This is a genomic window from Pseudomonas sp. PS02303 (assembly GCF_029959925.1).
Lineage (GTDB): Bacteria > Pseudomonadota > Gammaproteobacteria > Pseudomonadales > Pseudomonadaceae > Aquipseudomonas > Aquipseudomonas mandelii.
This window is the reverse complement of record NZ_JASCOM010000053.1, coordinates 17,262-33,545: the sequence shown is the minus strand read 5'-3', so window position 1 is coordinate 33,545 and position 16,284 is coordinate 17,262. Positions and strand designations below refer to the sequence as shown.

The window sequence follows — 16,284 nt, the reverse complement described above, 5'->3', positions numbered from 1 at the left end:
CAGTGAAACGATGCATCGCCGATGGTAGTGTGGGGTTTCCCCATGTGAGAGTAGGTCATCGTCAAGATTAAATTCCGAAACCCCTATCTGCGTATGCAGGTAGGGGTTTTGTTTTGTCCGCAGGAAAGTTCGTACAGCAACATCGGACGGCTCCCGGCTGTCACAGTCTCCCGACAATGCTAAGGTTCGGACCTAGCTTTTGTATTTTTCCAAGGAAGCCTTTATGCCGGACGCGACGTCCCTCAGTGCTGGTTTTATGGTGGTTCACGGTAACCGCCTGGACGAGTTGCGCAGTCTGGTGGTCAGCTGGATGCGCCGCTACCCGCTGGCTCCCTTGGAAAATGAAATCGCCCTGGTACAGAGCAACGGCATCGCACAGTGGCTGAAACTGGCTCTGGCTGAAGACCCTGAAGAAGACGACATGGGTGGCTGCGGCATTGCGGCAGCCATCGACGTTCAACTCCCAGGCAGCTTCATGTGGCAACTCTATCGCATGGTTCTGGGTCGTGATGAAATTCCGGTCAAATCCCTGCTCGATAAAGCACCACTCACCTGGCGTCTGATGCGTTTGCTTCCCCAGTTGATCAATCAACCGCACTTCGAACCGCTGCAACGCTTCCTTACCAATGACACTGACCTGCGCAAACGCTACCAACTGTCCGAGCGGCTGGCTGATCTGTTCGACCAATACCAGGTATACCGGGCCGACTGGCTCGAAGATTGGGCGGACGGTCGTCATCAATTGCGAAACGGCCGAGGCGAAGCCAAGCCCCTGACCCCAGCCAACTGCTGGCAGGCAGAGTTATGGCGGGCTCTGTTGCTGGATGTGGGTGAGCAAGGCATGGCGCAAAGCCGTGCCGGTGTTCATCAACGGTTCATCGAGCGCATCAACAGCCTCGACGTGGCCCCCAGCGGATTACCTTCCCGGGTCATCGTTTTCGGGATCTCCTCTCTCCCGGCGCAAGCGCTCGAAGCTCTCGCCGGACTGGCGCGATTCAGCCAGGTTCTGCTTTGCGTACACAACCCATGTCGTCATCATTGGGCAGACATCGTCGCCGATAAAGACCTTCTGCGGCATCAATACAAGCGTCAGGCTCGCAAGAGCGGAATGCCTGTTGTGCTTGATCCGCAAACCCTTCACCAACATGCACACCCGCTATTGGCGGCATGGGGCAAACAGGGGCGGGACTACATCAATCTGCTCGACAGCTACGACGATCCCAACAGCTACCGCTCGGCATTCCGTGATGGGCGCATCGACTTGTTCAGTGATAGCCAGCCACAGACCATGCTCAACCAGTTGCAGGACGACATCCTTGAACTGCGCCCCTTGAATGAAACCCGCGAGCTCTGGCCGGCTGTCGATCTCAATCAGGACGAATCCATTCGTTTCCACATCGCCCATAGCGCCCAGCGCGAAGTGGAAATCCTCCACGATCAGTTGCTCGCACGCTTCAGTGCCGATCCAGACTTGAAGCCTCGCGACATAATCGTGATGGTTCCGGATATCGACAGCTACGCTCCGCATATCCGTGCAGTCTTCGGTCAACTTGATCGCTTCGATCCGTGCTTCATCCCCTTCACACTGGCGGATCAAGGCCAGCGCGGTCGTGATCCGCTGCTGATTGCTGTCGAACATCTACTCAAACTGCCCGACAGCCGTTTCCCCGTCAGTGAGATCCTCGATTTGCTGGATGTTCCTGCACTGCGCGCTCGCTTCGGTGTCGAGGAACGTGACCTGCCCACCCTGCATCGCTGGATCGAAGGCGCTGGTATTCGCTGGGGAATGAATGCCGAGCAGCGCGCGGGTCTGGGTTTGCCTCAAGAACTGGAGCAAAACAGTTGGCGTTTTGGCCTGCGCCGGATGCTGCTTGGTTATGCCGTCGGCAGCGCCGCTGCTTGCGAAGGCATTGAGCCTTACGACGAGATTGGCGGTCTGGATGCTGCGCTCATCGGTCCTTTGGTTGCACTGCTGGACGCGTTGGAGATTGCCCATCAGGAACTGACTCAACCTGCACCGCCTAAGCAATGGGGCGTCAGGATGCAAGCTTTGGTGCAGTTGTTCTTCCAGGCCAGCAATGAACATGACGACTACTTGCTGGGTCAACTCGAAGAACTGCGGGAAACCTGGCTCGAGACTTGCGAATCAGTGGGCTTGCATGATGAGCTGCCCTTGACCGTGGTCCGTGAAGCCTGGCTGGCAGGCCTCGACCAGGGCCGGCTGTCCCAGCGTTTTCTGGCCGGAGCCGTCAACTTCTGCACCTTGATGCCGATGCGGGCGATCCCCTTCAAACTCGTCTGTTTGCTCGGGATGAATGACGGAGATTACCCGCGTGCACAACCGCCGCTGGACTTTGATCTCATGGGCAGCGATTACCGCCCGGGTGATCGTTCCCGGCGCGAGGATGATCGCTATCTCTTGTTGGAAGCCCTGTTGTCGGCACGTGACCAACTCTATATCAGTTGGGTCGGCCGTAGTATTCGGGACAATAGCGAGCGCCCAGCCTCGGTACTGATTGGTCAACTGCGCGATCATCTTGCCGGTGGTTGGCGATTACAGGTCGACAGTAAAAAGCTGCTGGAATCGGTGACTCAGGAACACCCGCTGCAACCCTTCAGCGCACGCTATTTTCATGAAGGTAATGACTTGTTCAGTTTCGCAAGCGAGTGGCAGGTGCTTCATCAAGCCAGTGAACAGGCAACGGGCATCAAGCCCCTTGATGCCTATGTTCAGGAAGAGCCGCTGAGCCTCGGTCAATTGCAGGATTTCCTGCGCAATCCCGTGCGACATTTTTTCAGTCAGCGACTCAAGGTGTTCTTCGAGGCGGCTGAAGCCCCCTTGGCCGACGAAGAGCCCTTCGTACTCGACGCTCTCCAACGCTATAGCCTCAGTGACAGTTTGCTCGAAGCGGCGCTCGGGCAACTGGATCACGTCGATCATGCGCTTGAGGCCCAGGCAACGCGTCTGCAAAACAGCGGGCTCTTGCCCATGGCCGGTTTCGGCGAATGCCTGCAGCGAGAGTTGATCGAACCGCTGCCGGATCTGTTGCAGCGTTATCAACAACTCCTTACGTTGTGGCCAACGCCGCTGACTAGTGCGTTGCCTGTGAATCTGGAACTGGAAGGCCTGCGCCTGGAAGGCTGGCTCAGTGGCCTGCACCAGCGTGCGGATGGTGGCCTGTTGTCGATTACCACGATTCCCAACAGCATTGGTTCGATCAAGACCCGCAAGTGGCATCGGCTGACGCGACCTTGGGTCAATCACCTGGTCGCTTGCGCCAGCGGCATGTCGATGACCACCGCGCTGGTCGCCAGTGACGACAGTCTGCTACTGGCCCCTTTGGAGCAGGGCCCTGCACGTCATGCCTTGAGTAACCTGTTGCAAGCATGGCAAACCGGCATGCGCCAACCCCTGCCGATTGCCGTGAAAACCGCCTTCGCGTGGCTCTCTCAAACTGACCCGGCCAAAGCCGACACCGCTGCTCGCAAGGCCTATGAAGGCGACGGTCAAACCACCGACGGCGAACGCCGCGAAAGTCCGGCACTGGCACGACAGTTCCCTGATTACGACGCGCTGACCGCCGAGGAGACTTTCCCCGATTGGTGCAACGCTTTGTACAAACCGATGCTTGAAGCCCCCTGGCGTTCATTGACCAGCGAGGAGGCGCGCTCATGACCACGAAAATACCGCTGGCCCTGGCTTTTCCCCTGAGCGGCAGCCAACTGATCGAAGCCAGCGCCGGTACCGGCAAGACGTTCACCATTTCTGCGCTGTACTTGCGTCTGGTCCTTGGTCACGGTGGCGAATCGAGTGGGTTTGGGCGTGAACTCTTGCCGCCGCAAATCCTCGTGGTCACGTTCACTGATGCCGCGACCAAAGAGCTGCGCGAGCGTATTCGTACCCGACTGGCCGAAGCGGCCCGATACTTTCGTGACGAGACCCAGGCACCCGATAGCCTCATCGCGGAGTTGCGTGACCAGTACCTCCCAGAACAGTGGTCCGGCTGTGCAAACCGACTGGACATTGCCGCGCAGTGGATGGATGAAGCCGCCGTCTCGACCATTCACAGTTGGTGCCAGCGCATGTTGCGTGAGCACGCGTTTGACAGTGGCAGCCTGTTTACCCAGACCCTGGAAACCGATCACAGCGACTTGCTGGGTGAAGTCCTGCGTGATTACTGGCGGCTGTTCTGCTATCCGATGCAAGGTGATGCGCTGAACTGGGTGCGGGGTAATTGGGGAGGGCCAGCGGCGTTATTACCGCGAGTACGTAGTTTATTCGCCAGTGAGCGTGACAGCACTGAAGGCAAGGAGCCTGCCGAGCTGATCGCCGAGTGCTTGCAGGAACGGCGACTGGCCTTGCTCGAACTCAAGATGCCCTGGCGCCAATGGGCGGACGAACTGCTTGCCATCTGTCACCAAGGTGTTGCGAGCAAAAGTGTCGACGGTCGAAAGATGCAGGCACGTTATTTCGAACCCTGGTTCGAAAAGCTCAAAGCATGGGCCGAAGATGAATCCCTTGAGCAACTGGATATCGGCACGGGCTTCACTCGCCTGACGCCTGACGGCATGGCCGAAGCCTGGAAAGGCGCCGCCCCCAGTCATCCGGGGCTGGACGCCATGCCCGGGCTCAAGGCCAGCCTCGACGGCTTGCCAACCCCCGACGCGGCCGTTCTGCAACATGCTGCGCAATGGGTCGGGGCACGGTTCGAAGAAGAAAAACGCCGCCGCGCGGAAATGGGCTTCGACGACATGTTGCTGCGCCTCGATGCGGCGTTGCAATCCGAGGGTGGTGAACGCCTGGCGACCTTGATCCGCGAACAGTTTCCGGTGGCGCTGATCGATGAGTTCCAGGACACCGACCCGGTGCAGTACCGGATTTTCGAAAGCATCTATCGCATCGAAGACAACAACCCTGAAGGCGGCCTGTTTCTGATCGGCGATCCCAAGCAAGCGATCTACGCCTTTCGTGGCGCCGACATCTACACCTACTTGCGAGCCCGCCAGGCCACCGCCGGCCGTCTGCATACCCTGGGTACGAATTTCCGTTCCAGCCATGGCATGGTCAATGCGGTGAACCATGTGTTCGAGCGCGCGGAGTCTCGTGAGCTGGGGCGCGGCGCGTTTCTGTTTCGTGAAAAGAACGGTGAGAACCCGGTACCGTTCCTGCCCGTCGAGTCCCAAGGGCGCAAAGAAGTTCTGCACATCGATGGCCAGCTCGTGCCGGCTCTGAACATCTGGCACCTGTCCGCCGATCAGCCGCTGTCCGGCGTGGAATACCGACAAAAACTCGCCGCCGCGTGCGCCAGTGAAATCACCGCGTTACTTAATGGTGGCCAGGAAGGTCGGGCAGGTTTCATTGAGAAGGACATGGACTTCCGGGGCCTGCTACCCGCGGACATCGCGATTCTGGTTCGCGACGGCAAAGAGGCCCAGGCCGTGCGTGGCGAACTGTCTGCACGCGGGGTGCGCAGCGTTTATCTGTCGGACAAGGATTCGGTGTTCGCCGCTCAAGAAGCCCACGACCTGCTGACCTGGCTCAAAGCCTGTGCCGAGCCGGATGTCGAGCGACCGCTGCGAGCCGCATTGGCCAGCATCACGCTGAACCTTTCCCTGGCGGAACTGGAGCGGCTGAATCAGGACGAACTGGCCTGGGAAGCGCGGGTCATGCAGTTCCGCGGTTATCGCGAGCTGTGGCGCAAGCAAGGCGTGCTGCCCATGTTGCGGCGCTTGCTGCATGACTTCCAGTTGCCTCGATCGTTGATCGCCCGCAGCGACGGCGAACGGGTACTGACTAACCTGCTGCACCTGTCCGAGTTGTTGCAACAAGCCGCCGCCGAACTCGACGGCGAGCAAGCGCTGATTCGTCATTTGTCCGAGCATCTGGCGTTGTCCGGTCAGGCCGGCGAAGAACAGATCCTGCGTCTGGAAAGCGACGAGCAACTGGTTAAGGTCGTGACCATTCACAAGTCCAAGGGCCTTGAGTATCCCTTGGTGTTTCTGCCGTTCATTTGCTCGGCAAAACCGGTGGATGGCAGCCGTTTGCCGCTGCATTACCACGATTCAAACGGCAAGGCGCAGGTGACCTTGAAACCGACTGCGGAGTTGATCGCTCTCGCCGATGATGAACGTCTGGCGGAGGATCTGCGTTTGCTCTATGTCGCCCTGACCCGGGCGCAACATGCCTGCTGGCTGGGTGTGACCGATCTCAAGCGCGGCAATAACAACAGCTCGGTGCTGCACCTTTCTGCATTGGGTTACTTGCTCGGCGGTGGTGCCCCTCTGGCCGAGTCCGCAGGTTTGAAACGCTGGCTCGAAGACCTCCAGCAGGACTGCCCGGCGCTTCTGTACGGTGATATGCCGCCAGCGACGGCCGAGCATTACCATCCGCCACGCAATGACGCGACGTTGCTTGCGCCGCTGATACCCAAGCGCAAGGCCAGTGAAAACTGGTGGATTGCTTCGTACAGCGCTTTGCGTATCGGCGACAGTCTGAGCGTGGGCAGTGACGAGGCCCCGGAGAACCCGCAGGCGCAAAAGCTCTTTGACGATGAACGTCTCGATCCGCAGGCGCCACGAGAAGTGGCCGTCGGTGGTGCCGATATCCATCGGTTCCCCCGCGGCCCCAACCCCGGCACCTTTCTCCATGGTTTGCTGGAGTGGGCCGGTGATGAAGGTTTTTCTGCTGCACCACAAGTCGTGGAAGATGCCATTGCCCGCCGCTGCAACCGCCGAGGCTGGGAAGGCTGGATCAGCACCCTGAGCGATTGGCTGCAGCACTTGCTCAAGTCTTCGTTGCACCTCGGCGGGGGGCAGCCTCCGGTCGTGTTCGAGCAGCTCACTCAATACCGCGTCGAGATGGAATTCTGGTTCGCCAGCCATAAAGTCGACGTGCTCAAGCTTGATGAACTGGTGCGCCAATACACCCACAACGGCGTCGCCCGGGTCGCCGCTGAACCGGTCTCGCTCAACGGCATGTTCAAGGGTTTCATCGACTTGACGTTCGAACACGACGGCCGATATTACGTTGCCGACTACAAATCCAACTGGCTGGGCCCAGATGACGCGGCGTACACCGAGCAGGCCATGGAGCAGTCGATTCTCGACAATCGTTACGACCTGCAATACGTGTTGTACCTGCTGGCCCTGCATCGCCAGCTCAAGGCGCGGCTTGCCGACTACGATTACGACCGGCATGTCGGTGGCGCTCTGTATTTGTTCTTGCGCGGCACACGGGCATCCACCCAGGGCGTCTATTTCTCCCGTCCGCCCAGAGAGCTGATCGAGCGTCTGGATCGACTCTTCCAGGGCAAGCCAGAACCCAAGGCCGAACCCGCCTGGGAACAGGGAGTATTGTTATGAGCCGCACCTTCGCCGATTTGCTGCCCACGTCATTGGCAGCCGAAACCATGGCGGATCTGGCACCCCTGAGTCGTGCCGATGACTTGTTGCTTTTACTCTCGCGCTGGGTCGAACGCGGCTGGCTGCGGGCGCTGGACAAAGCCTTCGTGGCCTTCCTCCACGAGCTTGCTCCCGACGACGATCCGTTGGTGTTGCTTGCCGCCGCATTGACCAGCCACCAACTGGGTCACGGCCATGTCTGCCTGGACCTGTTCGAGACGCTCAAAGAGCCGGATTTTGCCCTGTCGCTGCCACCCGAAGGCGATCTGCAAAGTGGCGCGATGCTGTTGCCGTCGCAACTGCTTGAGGCGCTGGATGGCGCCCATTGGTGCAAGGTCCTGGCGTCCAGCCGTCTGGTGGCTCTGGCGGTCGATGGTCGTGAGGCTGCGCAATCACGGCCCTTGGTGTTGTCGGGCAAGCGCCTGTACCTGCGTCGCTATTGGGTTTACGAAAGACGCATCGACAACGCCCTTCGCCTGCGCCTGGCTGAACACGAAACAACGCCGAATGACTTGCCCCAGCGACTCACTGGTTTATTCGGTCCAGCCAGGCCCGGCGAAGTGATCGATTGGCAGAAACTCGCCTGTGCCCTGGCTACCCGCAGTGCGTTCAGTATCGTCACCGGCGGCCCGGGGACCGGTAAAACCACCACGGTCGTGCGGTTGCTGGCATTGCTCCAGGCGCCAGCGGTGGAGGCCGGCAAACCGTTGCGAATTCGCCTTGCCGCACCCACCGGTAAAGCGGCGGCACGGCTGACAGAATCCATCAGCCAGCAAGTCCGGACGCTGGAAGTCGATGAAAACGTAAGAAACAAGATCCCCTCTGACGTGACTACCGTGCACCGCCTGCTTGGCAGTCGCCCCGGTACCCGGCACTTCCGTCACCATGCCGGTAATCGCTTGCCGCTGGATGTGCTGGTGGTGGACGAAGCCTCAATGATTGACCTGGAGATGATGGCGAACTTGCTCGACGCGATGCCGGCTCATGCCCGGCTGGTGTTGCTCGGTGACAAGGACCAACTGGCATCGGTGGAGGCCGGCGCCGTGCTCGGTGATTTGTGCCGCGACGCCGAGGCCGGTTGGTACAGCCCGCAGACGCGCCAGTGGCTGGAGACGGTCAGTGGTGAAAGCCTGCTGGCCAGCGGTTTGCAGGAAGACACTGACGCGACTCACCCCCTGGCCCAGCAAGTGGTGATGCTGCGTCACTCGCGCCGCTTCGGTGAAGGCAGCGGCATTGGCCAGTTGGCGCGATGGGTCAATCAGCAGCAACCGGAGGAAGCCCGCACGTTGCTGGCTGCTCGAAGTCACGCCGACGTGTTTTCCCTGCCCCTCAAAGGTGAGCACGACCGGGCGCTGGAACACTTGCTGCTCGAAGGCCATGGCGACGGACCGCAAGGTTATCGCCACTACCTGAGTGTGCTTCGCAGCCAGCGGCCACCGCTCGACAGCCTGCTCGAAGACTCCCGCTGGACCGATTGGGCGCGTCAGGTATTGCAAGCTTTCGACGCCTTCCAGTTGTTGTGCGCGGTACGCAAAGGGCCATGGGGCGTGGAGGGATTGAATCAACGTGTAACCGCCGCGCTGCTCAAGGCTCGAGTGATCGACAGCGACCAGCAGTGGTACGAAGGTCGACCGGTATTGATGACGCGTAATGACTATGGCTTGGGGTTGATGAACGGTGATATCGGTATTGCCCTCAAACTGCCGGAACGTGATGGGCCTGAGGCTGGCAAGCACGTACTGCGTGTGGCGTTCCCGCGCAATGATGGCCAGGGGGGCGTGCGATTTGTTCTACCGAGTCGACTCAACGATGTCGAGACGGTTTATGCCATGACCGTACACAAATCCCAGGGCTCGGAGTTTGCCCATACGGCGTTGATTCTGCCGGATGCCCTGAACCCTGTACTGACCAAGGAGTTGATCTACACCGGGATCACCCGGGCCAAGAACTGGTTCACCTTGATCGAGCCACGGGCCGGAGTGTTTGAGGAGGCCGTGCGGCGCAAGGTCAAGCGCTTGAGCGGGTTGATGCTGGAGTTGGACGATGGGGTTGAGCCGAGCCATCGATAGGCTAGCGTGTACGCCGGAAACTGTCCGAAGTGCCGTAGTGCACCGCCTCGCTGGGGGGGTAAACGCTATGCTATCGTTGCGACATTATTTCGTAACATCGAAGAGAATCCCCCGCATGAAGGTGGCTGTCTGGACGACAGGGCGCGTCGTTAGCCGCAAGCAAGTGCTGCTCGCGGGGCTCCTCTGCTTGCTGACCGGTGTCGTGTTCGCTCAATCGGAAACCCCGGTGAGCATGGCCGACCAACGTGCCAGATCGGTCACTCAGGTTGTCCTCGGGATTCTCAGTTATGCGCGCTGGCCTGTTGAGCCTGCGCAACTGCGCCTGTGCGTGGTCGGCCCCACCGAATACACCGACGACCTGGTCAAGGGCACAACCCAAGCCACCGGCCGGCCCGTCACTGTGCGCCGGCTGTTGGCCGACAATCCGTCGATCGTCGGTGAGTGCGATGCGGTGTACATCGGCAAATTGACCGACGACGAGCGCCGCCAACTCTTTGCTTCGCTGACAGGACGCCCGGTGTTGAGCATCAGCGAGAGCGATGATCAATGCACCGTCGGCAGTCTGTTTTGCCTCAGGGTCACTGATGATCAGGTATCTTTTGAGGTCAACCTCGATTCCGTCGCCCGTAGCGGCGTGCGCATTCACCCCAGTGTGCTGCAACTGTCCCGCCGCAAGCCGGCGGCGCCATGAGTCTATTCAAGCCGGGTAGTCGTCCAACGTTGCGCTCGGTCATTGGCCGGGGACATTTGATCGTCGCCCTGGTCGCCGTGGCCATGGCCAGCGTCTCGCTGACACTGCTGGGTGTATTGGCGTTGCGGGTGTATGCCGACCACAGCCTGCACCTGATCGCACGCTCGATCAATTACACCGTGGAAGCCGCGGTGGTGTTCAACGACAAAGCCGCTGCCACTGAGGCCCTGGCATTGATCGCCTCCACGGAAGAAGTCGCTGACGCCAGGGTGCTGGATGAAAAAGGCCGGTTACTGGCCCGTTGGCAGCGACCGGAAAGCGGCTTGCTCTCTGATCTGGAATTGCAGATCGCCAAAGCCTTTCTGGAAAAACCCATCGACATGCCGATCGTTCATCAAGGTCGGGAAATCGGCAGCATTCAGCTCACCGGTCACGGTGGCAGCTTGATGCGTTTTCTGCTCAGCGGCCTGCTGGGCATTATTCTGTGTACGGCCATCAGCGCCTGGGTCGCACTCTATCTGGCACGCCGACAACTTCGCGGGATCACGGGGCCTCTGCGAAGCCTGGCCGCCGTAGCCCACGCCGCCCGAAGCGATCGAGCCTTCGACCGGCGCGTGCCACCCGCCGATATCGCTGAACTCGACAACCTGGGCAACGACTTCAATGCCTTGCTCGATGAACTCGAGTCCTGGCAGACCCACCTGCAAAGCGAAAACGAAACCCTGGCGCACCAAGCCAGCCACGACAGCCTCACCGGATTGCCAAACCGGGCGTTTTTCGAAGGCCGTCTGATGCGTGCACTGCGCAATGCCCACAAGCTCAATGAACGCGTGGCTGTGCTGTTTCTCGACAGTGACCGGTTCAAGGAAATCAATGACAGCTTCGGTCATGCCGCCGGCGACGCCGTGCTGGTTGCCGTCGCCAACAGGGTTCGGGCGCAGTTGCGTGAAGAGGATCTGGTGGCGCGGCTGGGTGGTGACGAATTTGCGGTGTTGCTGACGCCGCTGCATAAAACCGAAGACGCCGAGCGGATCGCTGACAAGATCCTTGCCAGCATGGAAGAGCCCATCCCGTTACCGGGTCATACCCAGGTTCTGACTTCACTCAGTATCGGTATCGCCGTGTACCCGGATCATGGTGCCACCCCGGGCGCATTGCTCAATGCCGCCGATGCGGCGATGTACCAGGCCAAGCGCCTTTCCCGAGGTGCGCAGCACACGTCCGGGGCGGAGCACCCGGTCGCCCACGTACACACCAGGAGCTAAATTGCCGTGTTCTCAATTACCCAGCGTTCCCCGCGATTTTTCGCAATCACCTTGTTCATGGCCGTCCTGGCATTGACCGGGTGCCAGACCGCACCGCAAAAGGGGCTGACCCCGGCGCAAATCACTGTACTCAAACAGCAAGGCTTCGAGCTGACCGATGAGGGCTGGGCGTTCGGTCTATCCGGCAAAGTGCTGTTTGGCAGTGACGATGACAGCCTGAACGCCGCCAGTACCGGGATCGTCCAACAGATCGGCAAGGCCTTGCTGGGTGTCGGCATCGAGCGAGTGCGGGTCGACGGTCACACGGATGCCTCGGGCAAAGAGTCCTACAACGAACAACTTTCCCTGCGTCGCGCGAAAAGCGTCGGCAAAGTGTTGACCACGGTGGGCATGAAAGAAGAAAACATCCAACTGCGCGGTCTTGGCAGCAGTCAGCCGGTGACGTCGAACGACACCGCCTCTGGCCGCACCGAAAACCGCCGGGTATCGATCGTGGTGAGCGCCGATTAGTCGGCGAACAACATCTCCCGGCTTTCGCCCATCAACAGACTCTGATTCTGCTCGGTGACCGAACGGATGTAATCCCACAACAGGGTAATCCGCTTGAGCTTCCTCAGATCCTCCCGGCAGTACATCCAGAACTGCCGCGTGATGTTGATCTCTTCCGGCAACACCGGAAGCAAGCGCGAGTCCTGCGCCGCGAGGAAGCACGGCAGAATCGCCAATGACCGTCCTTGCTGCGCCGCCACGAATTGTGCGATCACGCTGGTGCTGCGCAAGTTGGCGCTGGCGCCGGGCAACACATTCGCCAGGTACAACAGCTCCGAGCTAAACGCCAGATCGTCGACATAACTGATGAATGAATGCTTGCCCAAATCTGCCGGGCGGCGGATCGGCGGGTGCTTGTCCAGATAATCCTGCGTCGCATAAAGCTGCAGTTTGTAGTCGCAGAGTTTGCAGCAGACGTAAGGGCCATGTTCCGGGCGCTCCAGGGCGATGACGATGTCCGCCTCGCGCTTGGACAGGCTGATGAAGTGCGGCAGCGGCAGGATGTCCACCGAGATCGCCGGGTAGGCGTCGACAAAATGGCTCAGCTGCGGGGTGATGAAAAAACTGCCGAAGCCTTCGGTGCAACCCATGCGCACATGCCCGGACAGCGCCACGCCGGAGCCTGAAACCTGTTCGCAAGCCATGTGCAGCGTGCTTTCAATCGATTCCGCGTAACCGAGCAATCGCTGACCTTCGGTGGTCAGGACAAAACCGCTGGTCCGGGACTTCTCGAACAGCAGCGTACCCAATGCCGCTTCCAATGAACTGATGCGCCGCGACACGGTGGTGTAGTCCACCGCCAGGCGCTTGGCCGCGGTGCTGGCCTTGCGGGTGCGGGCGACTTCGAGGAAAAACTTGAGGTCATCCCAGTTCAATGAGCCTAACGACGTGATGTTTTTTTGCATGATGGACCGGCTTTTATGTGCGTTCTTATTAGAAGTTTGCACATCTATACTCCAAAAACAGTCCGACAACCAATTCGTGACACACGCCTCATCTCAAGGCTGCTATCTCGCCTTGGCTCTCAAGATAGTTCTCTAGATAACAACAACGTCCCGGAGACCCAACATGAACGCATCGCTCACGCCAAACGAAACCACTGTGCAAACGGTCAAGCTGTTGATCGACGGCGAGTGGGTCGAGTCCCAGACCACCGAGTGGCACGACATCGTCAACCCGGCCACCCAGCAAGTGCTGGCCAAGGTTCCGTTCGCCACCGCGCAGGAAGTGGACGCCGCGATCAGTGCTGCCCATCGCGCCTTCCAGACCTGGAAGCTGACGCCGATCGGCGCGCGGATGCGCATCATGCTCAAGCTTCAGGCGTTGATTCGCGAACACTCCAAGCGCATCGCCGTGGTGCTCAGCAACGAGCAGGGCAAAACCATCGCCGACGCTGAGGGCGACATCTTCCGCGGTCTGGAAGTGGTCGAACACGCTTGCTCCATCGGCACCCTGCAAATGGGTGAGTTCGCCGAAAACGTCGCCGGCGGCGTCGATACCTACACCCTGCGTCAGCCCATCGGCGTCTGCGCCGGCATCACCCCGTTCAACTTCCCGGCGATGATTCCGCTGTGGATGTTCCCGATGGCCATCGCCTGCGGCAACACCTTCGTGCTCAAGCCGTCCGAACAGGACCCGATGTCGACCATGCTGCTGGTGGAACTGGCGATCGAGGCCGGCGTTCCAGCGGGCGTGCTCAACGTGGTGCATGGCGGCAAGGACGTGGTGGACGCGCTCTGCACCCACAAAGACATCAAGGCTGTTTCCTTCGTCGGTTCGACTGCGGTCGGTACTCACGTCTACGACCTGGCCGGCAAACACGGCAAGCGTGTGCAATCGATGATGGGCGCGAAAAACCACGCTGTTGTTCTGCCGGATGCCAATCGCGTACAAGCACTGAATGCGCTGGTTGGCGCCGGTTTCGGCGCAGCGGGCCAACGTTGCATGGCCACGTCCGTGGTGGTGCTGGTGGGCGCGGCCAAACAATGGTTGCCGGACCTGAAAGCGCTGGCGCAAAAACTCACCGTGAATGCCGGCAGCGAGCCGGGCACTGACGTTGGCCCGGTGATCTCGAAAAAAGCCAAACAGCGGATTCTCGACCTGATCGAGAGCGGCATCAAGGAAGGCGCCAAGCTGGAGCTGGATGGTCGCGACGTCACCGTTCCAGGCTTCGAGAAGGGCAACTTTGTCGGCCCGACCCTGTTCTCCGGCGTGACCCCCGAGATGCAAATCTACACCCAGGAAATCTTCGGCCCGGTGCTGGTGGTCCTGGAAGTCGATACCCTCGATGAGGCCATCGCACTGGTCAACGCCAACCCGTTCGGCAACGGCACCGGCCTGTTCACCCAAAGCGGTGCGGCCGCGCGCAAATTCCAGACCGAAATCGACGTTGGCCAGGTCGGCATCAACATCCCGATTCCAGTGCCGGTCCCGTTCTTCAGCTTCACCGGTTCGCGCGGCTCCAAACTGGGCGACCTCGGTCCGTATGGCAAGCAAGTGGTGCAGTTCTACACTCAGACCAAGACGGTCACCAGTCGCTGGTTCGATGACGACAGCGTCAACGACGGTGTGAACACCACCATCAACTTGCGTTAAGGAGCGGGACATGAAAATCGCTTTTATCGGTCTCGGCAACATGGGCGCGCCGATGGCGCGCAACCTGATCAAGGCCGGCCACGCACTGAGCCTGGTGGACCTGAACAAAACCGTTCTGGCGGAGCTGGAACAACTGGGCGGCAGCATCAGCGCTTCGGCCCGTGAAGCGGCGCAAGGCGCGGAACTGGTGATCACCATGCTGCCCGCCGCTGTGCATGTCCGCAGTGTCTGGCTGGGTGAGGATGGTGTGCTCGCCGGTATCGGCAAAGGCGTGCCAGCCGTGGATTGCAGCACCATCGATCCGCAGACTGCGCGCGATGTGGCAGCCGCTGCGGCCAAGCAAGGCGTGGCCATGGCCGATGCGCCAGTCTCTGGCGGTACGGGCGGTGCGGCGGCGGGGACGCTGACTTTCATGGTCGGCGCCACGCCTGAACTGTTTGCGACCCTGCAACCGGTGCTGGCGCAGATGGGCCGCAACATCGTTCATTGCGGTGAAGTCGGCACCGGGCAAATCGCCAAGATCTGCAACAACCTGCTGCTGGCGATTTCCATGGTCGGCGTCAGTGAAGCCATGGCGTTGGGCGATGCCCTCGGCATCGACACCACCGTGCTGGCGGGAATCATCAACAGTTCCACCGGGCGTTGCTGGAGTTCGGAGATGTACAACCCGTGGCCCGGCATCGTCGAAACGGCACCGGCCTCGCGCGGTTATACCGGTGGTTTCGGTGCCGAACTGATGCTCAAGGATCTGGGGCTGGCCACTGAGGCGGCACGTCAGGCGCACCAACCGGTGGTGCTCGGCGCGGTGGCCCAGCAGTTGTATCAGGCGATGAGCCAGCGTGGGGAGGGTGGCAAGGACTTCTCGGCGATCATCAACAGCTATCGCAAACCCCAGTAAGAAGTTTTCCGGGGAGTGTGATTAAAGGCTTTTGTGGCGAGGGAGCTCTTGCTCCCGCTGGTTCGCGAAGCGGACCTGATGCCCGTGAACGAGGTGCGTCAGATAAAACGCAGTTGCTGATTTTACGGCTGCTTCGCAACCGAGCGGGAGCAAGCTCCCTCGCCACAAGGAATGCGTATTTACCGGGAGACCACGTCGGGTGGTCTCCCGGTTTTTTGCATCAGGCAAACACGAAATACTTGCGCACGGTTTCAACCACTTCCCACGTGCCTTTCATCCCCGGCTCAATGACGAAAATATCACCGGCACGCAGATGGATCGGCTCTTTGCCTTCCGGGGTGATGATGCAATACCCCTCGCGGAAATCGCAGTATTCCCACTTCACGTATTCCACATACCACTTGCCCGGCGTGCAGATCCAGGTGCCCATGATCTTGCTGCCGTCTTCGCTGGTGTAGGCGTTGAGGTTGACGGTGTGCGGGTCGCCTTCGAGTTTTTCCCATTTGCAGGCGTCGAGCACCGGCAGCGGATGAGTGTCGCGAAGAACGGTAATAGGTGCGGTCATGTGGACTCCGGGGCAGTGGATTAGAGAACTGAAGCCGCACCCTATAGCGCCCCGCACTCGGTCAGTTGTCTGTGCTCGACACTCAGTTACCCAGAAGCGCTGTGCCGATTTGCCTGATCGGCTTCTAAATCCTCAATACGCATTATCTAAGGGCTAGGTTGAAAGTTATGAAGTTATAACTGTTTTCTTATCCGGTTTTTATTATTGGTACGTCTGTACTGTCAGCCAGAAGTTAATACTTTCGAGCCCCT

10 protein-coding genes are annotated in these 16,284 nt (G+C 59.9%); 8 read left to right on the top strand and 2 right to left on the bottom strand.

What is annotated here, in order from left to right; genetic code table 11:
* Positions 1-223 precede the first annotated feature (223 nt).
* The 6 genes from recC (at position 224) to QMX98_RS14700 (ending at position 11,936) form a co-directional block, all read left to right on the top strand.
* Positions 224-3,676 (top strand): exodeoxyribonuclease V subunit gamma, encoded by a 3,453-nt coding sequence (gene recC, locus QMX98_RS14725; RefSeq protein WP_282410964.1) that lies wholly within the window; start codon positions 224-226, stop codon positions 3,674-3,676.
* On the top strand, positions 3,673-7,362 hold the full coding sequence (gene recB / locus QMX98_RS14720) for an exodeoxyribonuclease V subunit beta (protein WP_282410963.1): 3,690 nt from the start codon (positions 3,673-3,675) through the stop codon (positions 7,360-7,362). The genes recC and recB overlap by 4 nt, the downstream gene beginning before the upstream one ends.
* Positions 7,359-9,470 (top strand): exodeoxyribonuclease V subunit alpha, encoded by a 2,112-nt coding sequence (gene recD / locus QMX98_RS14715; RefSeq protein ID WP_102595236.1) that lies wholly within the window; start codon positions 7,359-7,361, stop codon positions 9,468-9,470. Before recB ends, recD begins: the two co-directional genes overlap by 4 nt.
* Positions 9,471-9,585: 115 nt before the next feature.
* A complete protein-coding gene (locus QMX98_RS14710; protein ID WP_010463742.1) occupies positions 9,586-10,161 on the top strand; it encodes a YfiR family protein in 576 nt (191 codons plus the stop codon).
* Positions 10,158-11,426, top strand: a complete 1,269-nt coding sequence (locus QMX98_RS14705) for a diguanylate cyclase (protein WP_282410962.1) — start codon at positions 10,158-10,160, stop codon at positions 11,424-11,426. The genes QMX98_RS14710 and QMX98_RS14705 overlap by 4 nt, the downstream gene beginning before the upstream one ends.
* Before the next feature lie 6 nt (positions 11,427-11,432).
* Entirely contained in the window at positions 11,433-11,936 is a 504-nt protein-coding gene (locus QMX98_RS14700) for an OmpA family protein (protein ID WP_010463740.1), read from the top strand.
* Here QMX98_RS14700 and QMX98_RS14695 read toward each other — a convergent pair.
* A complete protein-coding gene (locus tag QMX98_RS14695) occupies positions 11,933-12,880 on the bottom strand; it encodes a LysR family transcriptional regulator (RefSeq protein WP_010463739.1) in 948 nt (315 codons plus the stop codon). The genes QMX98_RS14700 and QMX98_RS14695 overlap by 4 nt on opposite strands.
* Positions 12,881-13,043: 163 nt before the next feature.
* Here QMX98_RS14695 and QMX98_RS14690 point away from each other — a divergent pair, with 163 nt between their 5' ends.
* Both QMX98_RS14690 and mmsB read left to right on the top strand, forming a co-directional pair.
* Positions 13,044-14,570, top strand: coding sequence for a CoA-acylating methylmalonate-semialdehyde dehydrogenase (locus tag QMX98_RS14690; RefSeq protein ID WP_010463738.1), 1,527 nt, complete (start codon positions 13,044-13,046; stop codon positions 14,568-14,570).
* A 10-nt stretch (positions 14,571-14,580) separates the two neighbouring features.
* Positions 14,581-15,468, top strand: a complete 888-nt coding sequence (gene mmsB / locus QMX98_RS14685; RefSeq protein ID WP_077747330.1) for a 3-hydroxyisobutyrate dehydrogenase — start codon at positions 14,581-14,583, stop codon at positions 15,466-15,468.
* A gap of 220 nt (positions 15,469-15,688) precedes the next feature.
* On the opposite strand, the gene QMX98_RS14680 is transcribed toward mmsB, so the two are convergent.
* Positions 15,689-16,033 carry a cupin domain-containing protein gene (locus QMX98_RS14680; protein ID WP_007946320.1) on the bottom strand — a complete coding sequence of 115 codons (345 nt, stop codon included), beginning with the start codon at positions 16,031-16,033 and terminating at the stop codon, positions 15,689-15,691.
* Positions 16,034-16,284: the final 251 nt, after the last annotated feature.